We start from the raw sequence: 7,307 nt of genomic DNA on the forward strand, positions 1-7,307 counted from the left end.
TCCGCGTTGGCCCACCTTCCACACGGTCGGTCTCTGACCGGCCGTGGTTGGGGCCCTCAACTCCCCAGCCACCTAACTTCGTGCGATACCGAACTACGGAGAGGGATCTCCGGTCCGAATGCACTTCGGATACGTGTGTCTCCTGCGGATCGATTCCGGACGTCAGCGACGATTCCGCCGAGAGGCCGATTCCGGCCTCGGTCCCGAACGACGAGTACCACTTTCACTCCGGACGGCTCGCTTACAAGTCCACTCACCGACTATCGCGAGCCGATGATCACGGACACGCGGGCCCTGCAGACGCAGTTCGTCCCGCAGGAACTCCAACACCGGGACGCGAAGGTCCACCGTCTCGAAGGCGCGTTGGAGCCGATAACGCGCGGACGCTCGGGAGAGAACGTCCTCATCACTGGCCCCTCGGGCGTCGGGAAGACGACCCTCGCGAAGTTCGTCGTCAAAGAACTCGAGAAGCAGACGTTCGGAATGCGGTGGGGATACGTGAACTGCCTCAGCCGCTCGACCCGCTCGCAGGCGCTCTGGAAGCTCGCCCGCGACGCCCGCGTCGGGCAGGACCTCCGGCCGGAGGGGCACGCCCCCGTGCTGTTCCGCGACCGACTCGCCGACCTCGACGAGCAGTTCGTCGCCATCGTCGACGAGGCCGATGCGCTCCGAGAGCCGACGGCGCTGTTCGATCTCTACGAACTGTCGCACGTGACGCTGCTTCTCGTCTGCGTCGACGAGCACGGGTTCCTCTCGGAGGCCGACTCGCGGCTCCGATCGCGACTCCACGGCGTCGAAAAGCTCCACCTCGACCGCTACGACGTCGGGGAGCTGACGGCGATTCTCGACAACCGCGTCGAGTACGGACTCGCGCCGGATTCGGTGGCGGCTGACGTCACGCCGACGATCGCAGACATCGCCGCCGGCGACGCCCGCTACGGGATCATTCTCCTGCGGAAGGCCGTCCGACACGCGATGGACGAGGGCGACTCGACGGTCACACGCGAGCACGCACGCGCGGTCGAGAGCGACGCGAAGGCAGAAGTCCGACAGCGGTACATCTCCGAGTTCGGCACGGATCTGCGACTGCTCTACGAGATCGTGGCGGAACACGAACCGATCCGGGCGGAGAAGTTGAAAGCGCGCTACGAAGCGGAGGCCGCCGATCCGGTCGCCGATTCCACCCGTCGGACGTACCTGAAGCGGCTTCGGCAGTACGACGTGATCGAAAAGGAGGGCCGCGGACGCGGAGCCGCCTACGTCGTCCCCGATCCGGTCGGCTGACGCCCGTCGAAAGCGTTCCGTCGGACTTCCGTCACTGCGCCGAATGCCGTGTATCGGGGCTGAAACGCCTCCTACCGCAGGCTTTCTGCTCTCGGTGCTGCTTCCGTTACGCCGCGCTGTAGCGGCTTACCTCCTGCGACTGTAGCCGTTCGTATGTCCCCCTCTCCGCACACTCACCCCGACGTGCTGCCCCGCGAGTTCGTGCTGTCGCTGGCTCGATTCGACGCCGAGTTCGAGGATTCGGCCCCCGACCGAGTCGACGTGACGCTCACGCGAGAGGCCCACGGACCGGTCGATATGACCGTCCGATCGGCAGCGTCTCGGTGGCAGATCCGGTTGTGCCCCGCGCCGCCTGACGAGCCCTTACGGCCCGTCCACGTCGTTCGCGACACCGAGTTACTCGCCTCGAGAGAGATATCGAGCGCCCCCGACGTCGACGAACTCGATCGGTGGCTGCGTTTCGCGATCGAGTACGTGGCCGACGCGGAGGGTCACGGTGCGGATGCGTCAGAACCCGACGTCGTCTCTCGACTCACCGGCGAGGCGTCGGGGACTCGGGTCTCCCGGTGCGTGCGGACGCTCCTTCGACTCGGCAGGTTCCTCGGACTCGAACCCGTGGCCTCGAAGGCGTTCGGAGTGCTCCCGCTCCTCGTCGCTCTCGGCGCGGTCGCACTCGGAATCCTCGGGGTCGTCTATCCGAAGCGCCTGCGGTCCCTCTGGTCGTGGACCACCGCCGCGAATCCCCGGACGACCGATTCCGAGGCGCTCCGGTATCGACTCTGGGGGATCGTTGCGATACTCGTCGGCGCGTACCTGCTGTACGGATGGATCTTCGCTAAACCGTTCGGGTGAATCGAAGCGTGGGTGGGTCTGTCGTCGTGTTTGTAAGGCCGCACGCAGCCGATCGCACGACTGCGTGCGATCGCGTGAGAGAAGCTCGCGAATCCTACGATAACAGTCTCGGGGTCCGTTCCAGCGCACCGCGTCCGACAACGTCAGGTTGCTGCGGCCGTAAGCGCACGGCAATGACCGACGACACCCGACGCGAGAGCGGCGACGGAGCCGGGCTCTTCGAGTTGACGCGCGACAAACTGCTGTTGGCCGCGCTGCTCGTCGTCGGAATCGCGGGGTCCGGCGTCGCGCGCCGACTGCTTGGCGAGGCCGGCTACGACGACCTCGGGGCGATCGTGTTCGTACTCGGCTACGGCGGAATGATCGTGGCGATCTGGTACGCGTGGATCCGCCCGATGGACATCACGGGCCCAAATTAGTCCCGTCGTCGACCGGATCACCCCGGCTCTGCGCCGCGGAGAACGGAACTTTAATACTCGATTCGCGCCGAACCACCGCATAAGGATGCTCCCCCTACAGCTCGTCGACAGTCTTCTGCTCGATTATCACGTCGGGCACGCGCTCCTGCTCGTGTTCGTGCTCGCGACAGTGGGTGTGCTCCCCCTGAAATCCCAGAAAGTCCTCGCGATCAACACCATCGCGTTCGGCGCGATCTTCGCGCTGACGCCCCAGTCGCTCGTGCCGATTCAGTTCCTGTTCCTCGGCCTCGCGCTCCTCGTCGTCGGTCCGCTTCTGTACACCACCGCGAGCAAGTGACGCCAGACTGCGGCGTCTGCACACGGAAATTGAAGGCTCCGTTTTTCGGCTGACAGCGCGAGAGCGCGACGTTTAACCGCCGCCGTCGACAACGCCGGGTATGGTACAACCGCAGGTCCCGGGCGACGGCGGTGAGGCGCTCGAGCTGCCGTGCGGCGAGACGCGGTCGGTGCGGTCGTTCGATCTGGGGATGCGCGAGTTCGAGTGCGCCTGCGGGCAGCGTCACGCGATCGTGATGGACGCCCACCCGCCCGAGCGGTTCCTCCCCGAGTTCCTCGTCTCCGTCTTGCGAGAGGCCGTCGAGACGACGAGCGAGGAGATGCCGGAGTTCGGGACCGCGCACCTGCTGGGCATCGTTCTCGAAGAGTTCCCCCAGCAGGTCGCCTCCGCGGACGTGAGCGACGACGGCGACGTCGGGGCGGGAATCGTCTGGGTGACCGACTTCGACTCGCGACGCCTCCACGAGATCATCGTCGAACTCGTCGTCGAACTGATGGAGCACGCCGTCAGCCACGCCGACGACGACGCGGCCGTCTCGGCGTTCGAAGAGCAGATGCTCGATTTCGACGTGAGCGAGTTCGTCGCGGAGTACCGCGCGGAGCGAGACCTCTCCGAGGACGACGTGTACGCGTGAGTCCCGCGGATCGCGCATCAACTCACCGATCGTCTGACGTCCGTCGCACTGAAACCTAAGCGCCGTCGCCGAGAACGGAGGGTATGATCGCGACCCGGCCACCCGGGTTCGAGCACCTCCTCGACGTTCTCGCCGACGCCGAGAGACCGCTCACCGCACGCGAGATCTGTGACCGACTCGACGAACGCGGCGTCGACGGCTTCGAGACGCCGTATCGGGTCGCGACCGTGCTCGGGCGGGTCGTCGAACGCGGCGGACCGATCGTCGTCGTCGACGGGAGTCCGTATCGCTACCGGCTCGCGGACGCCGACCGCGGGAACTGAGGGGACGTCAGCGGACGCCGTGCTCGCCCGTCTTTCTCTTTGCGCACGCAGCAGCATCCGTCGGAGCGGGGCATCTCACCCTCTCGAAGCGCTCCCCCGCGTGACTACGAATTTCGAAATCGGCTTTCGCATCTCGTAGTATTTCGCCGGGCTTATTACGATGTGCGGACTGCGTCTCAGTGATGACTGACGAGGACATCGCGACAGACGGTGGTGCAGCGTCCGAAGACCGGACGATACTGCTCATCGGTAGCGGACCCATCCAGATCGGACAGGCGGCCGAGTTCGACTACTCCGGCGCGCAGGCCTGCCGAGCGCTCCAGGAGGAGGGGGCGCGAGTCGTCCTCGTCAACTCCAACCCCGCGACGATTATGACCGATCCCGAGATGGCCGACCGGGTGTACATCGAACCCATCACGCCCGAGGCGATCTCGGAGATCATCCGCAAAGAAGAGCCCGACGGCGTCATCGCCGGTCTCGGCGGACAGACCGGCCTGAACGTCACGGCCGAACTCGCCGAACAGGGCATCCTCGAGGAGTACGACGTCGACATTATGGGCACGCCGCTGGACACGATCTACGCGACGGAGGACCGCGACCTCTTCCGCCAGCGGATGGAGAAGATCGGCCAGCCAGTCCCGTCGTCGACGACGATCTCGCTCGACGAGGGCGAGGAGGTCCAGAGTATGACCGAGGACGACCTCCGAGAGCGCGTCGACGACGCCGTCGACGAGGTCGGTGGGCTGCCCGTGATCGCCCGGACGACGTACACGCTCGGCGGGTCGGGATCGGGCGTCGTCCACGAGGAGGAGGAGCTCTACGAGCGCGTCCGCAAGGGGCTCCGCCTCTCGCGGAACGACGAGGTGCTCATCACCGAGTCGATCTCCGGCTGGGTCGAACTCGAGTACGAGGTGATGCGCGACGCCGACGACTCCTGTATCATCATCTGCAACATGGAGAACATCGACCCGATGGGCATCCACACCGGCGAGTCCATCGTCGTCACGCCCTCGCAGGTCATCCCCGACGAGGGTCATCAGGAGATGCGCGATGCCGCATTGGAAGTGATCCGCGAACTCGGAATCCAGGGCGGCTGTAACATCCAGTTCGCGTGGCACGACGACGGCACGCCCGGCGGGGAGTACCGCGTCGTCGAGGTGAACCCGCGCGTCTCGCGCTCCTCGGCGCTCGCCTCGAAGGCGACCGGGTACCCGATCGCCCGCGTGACCGCGAAGGTCGCGCTCGGCAAGCGACTCCACGAGATCGAAAACGAGATCACCGGCGAGACGACCGCGGCGTTCGAGCCCGCGATCGACTACGTCGTCACGAAGATCCCCCGGTGGCCCAAGGACAAGTTCGACGACGTCGACTTCACGCTCTCGACGGCGATGAAGTCGACCGGCGAGGCGATGGCCATCGGGCGGACCTTCGAGGAGTCGATGCTGAAGGCGATCCGCTCGACGGAGTACGAGCCCGCGACCGACGTCGAATCCGTCTCCGACGAGGTGCTCGAAACGGAGCTTCTCGAACGCCCCACGCCCGACCGCACCTACGCCATCTTCGAGGCGTTCGACCGCGGCTACACCGTCGACGACGTCCAGGAACTGACCGGGATCAAGGAGTGGTACCTCGAACGCTACCAGCGCGTCTCCGAGGCGATGGACGCCGCCCAGGAGGGCGACTTCACGACCGCCGCGACCGCGGGCGTGACGAACGCCGAGATCGCGGCGTCGACGGGCGAGAGCGTCGGCGAGGTCGAGACGTCGGTCCCCGGCCGCACGTACAAGCAGGTCGACACCTGCGCCGGCGAGTTCGCCGCGCAGACGCCCTACTACTACTCCTCGCGCAAGCCCGAGTTCTACAAGGGTCCCTACGAGGGCGACGCCGCCGCGGGCGAACTCCGCGTCGACCGCGACGTCGAGAGCGTCGTCGTCGTCGGCGGCGGCCCGATCCGCATCGGGCAGGGCGTCGAGTTCGACTACTGCTCGGTCCACGCGGTGCAGGCGCTGCGGGAGATGGGCATCGACGCCCACGTCGTCAACAACAACCCCGAGACGGTCTCGACGGACTACGACACCTCCGACGGCCTCTTTTTCGAGCCGATCACCGCAGAGGAGGTCGCAGACGTCATCGAGGCCGCCGACGCCGACGGCGTGATGGTCCAGTTCGGCGGGCAGACCTCCGTCAACATCGGCCACCCGCTCAAGTTCGAGATCGACCGCCGCGGCCTCGACTGCGAGGTGCTCGGCACCAGCGTCGACGCGATGGACCTCGCGGAGGACCGCGACCGATTCAACCGCCTGATGGACGACCTCGGGATCCTCCAACCCGAGGGCGGCTCCGCGACCAGCGAGGCGGAGGCGCTCGACCTGGCGAACGACATCGGCTACCCGGTCCTCGTCCGTCCCTCCTACGTTCTCGGCGGTCGCGCGATGGAGGTCGTCCACTCCGACGAGGAGCTGAAAGAGTACATCGAGGAGGCCGTTCGCGTCTCCCCGGACAAGCCGATCCTCATCGACGAGTTCCTCGCGGACGCGATCGAACTGGACGTCGACGCCGTCTCCGACGGCGAGCGCGCGATCATCGGCGGCGTGATGGAGCACGTCGAGAGCGCGGGCGTTCACTCCGGCGACTCCGCGTGTATGATCCCGCCGCGGTCGCTCGACGCCGACACCCTCGAACGCGTGCGCGAGGTCACAGAGGACATCGCGACTGCGCTCGACACGGTCGGGCTGATGAACGTCCAACTGGCCGTGAAGGACGGCGACGTGTACGTCCTCGAAGCCAACCCGCGCTCCTCGCGGACGGTCCCCTTCGTCTCGAAGGCGACGGGCGTCCCGATCGCGAAGCTCGCGGCGAAGGTGATGGCAGGCGAGACGCTCGACGACCTCGCGGCCGAGGAGCAGATCCCCGAGGACATCAGCGTCAAGGAGGTCGTGCTGCCGTTCGACCGCCTGCCGGGTTCGGACCCGCGCCTCGGTCCGGAGATGAAGTCGACGGGCGAAGTGATGGGCACCGCCTCGACGTTCGGCAAGGCCTACGACAAGGCGCAGGACGCCACCGGGAAGCCGATCCCCGAGTCCGGAACCGCGTGGGTCGACCTCTCCGCCGAGGAGTTCCCCGAACCGGACACAGAGGACGGCCAGGCACTCGAAGCGGGCTACGACGCCCACTTCGATCTCGTCGAGTTCGACGACGAAGACGAACTCGTCTCGGCGATCCGCGCCGGCGAGATCGACCTCGTGGTCTCTCGTGACCGCGACGCGCTCGAAGTCTGCGTCGAGGAGGAGATCACCTACTTCTCGACGACCGCCTCGGCGTTCGCGGCGCTGGAAGCGCTCGACGCGAAGGACGACCCGATCGACGTCGAAGCGGTCTCGGACCGTCCGCGCAACGTCCAGCAGTGGGGAGCGCCCTCGGACGACTGACTCCGCGGACTCCCTTCTGACTGCGTTTTT

7 protein-coding genes are annotated in these 7,307 nt (G+C 66.6%); all 7 read left to right on the forward strand.

What is annotated here, in order from left to right; translation table 11 throughout:
* The first annotated feature begins 273 nt into the window (after window positions 1-273).
* Entirely contained in the window at window positions 274-1,284 is a 1,011-nt protein-coding gene (locus ACP99_RS10060) for a Cdc6/Cdc18 family protein (protein WP_049986485.1), read from the forward strand.
* A gap of 153 nt (window positions 1,285-1,437) precedes the next feature.
* A complete protein-coding gene (locus tag ACP99_RS10065; RefSeq protein ID WP_156105661.1) occupies window positions 1,438-2,136 on the forward strand; it encodes a hypothetical protein in 699 nt (232 codons plus the stop codon).
* Window positions 2,137-2,309: 173 nt separating this feature from the next.
* Window positions 2,310-2,555 (forward strand): hypothetical protein, encoded by a 246-nt coding sequence (locus ACP99_RS10070; protein WP_049986487.1) that lies wholly within the window; start codon window positions 2,310-2,312, stop codon window positions 2,553-2,555.
* Between the two features lie 85 nt (window positions 2,556-2,640).
* Entirely contained in the window at window positions 2,641-2,892 is a 252-nt protein-coding gene (locus ACP99_RS10075; RefSeq protein WP_049986488.1) for a hypothetical protein, read from the forward strand.
* A 100-nt stretch (window positions 2,893-2,992) separates the two neighbouring features.
* Window positions 2,993-3,526 (forward strand): DUF5815 family protein, encoded by a 534-nt coding sequence (locus ACP99_RS10080; protein ID WP_049986489.1) that lies wholly within the window; start codon window positions 2,993-2,995, stop codon window positions 3,524-3,526.
* A gap of 83 nt (window positions 3,527-3,609) precedes the next feature.
* Window positions 3,610-3,849: a hypothetical protein gene (locus tag ACP99_RS10085; protein WP_049986490.1), complete on the forward strand. Its 240-nt coding sequence runs from the start codon at window positions 3,610-3,612 to the stop codon at window positions 3,847-3,849.
* Between the two features lie 182 nt (window positions 3,850-4,031).
* Window positions 4,032-7,277 carry a carbamoyl-phosphate synthase large subunit gene (carB, locus tag ACP99_RS10090; protein ID WP_049986491.1) on the forward strand — a complete coding sequence of 1,082 codons (3,246 nt, stop codon included), beginning with the start codon at window positions 4,032-4,034 and terminating at the stop codon, window positions 7,275-7,277.
* Window positions 7,278-7,307 lie beyond the last annotated feature (30 nt).

The sequence above is a fragment of the Halobellus rufus genome, assembly GCF_000739575.1.
GTDB lineage: Archaea > Halobacteriota > Halobacteria > Halobacteriales > Haloferacaceae > Haloquadratum > Haloquadratum rufum.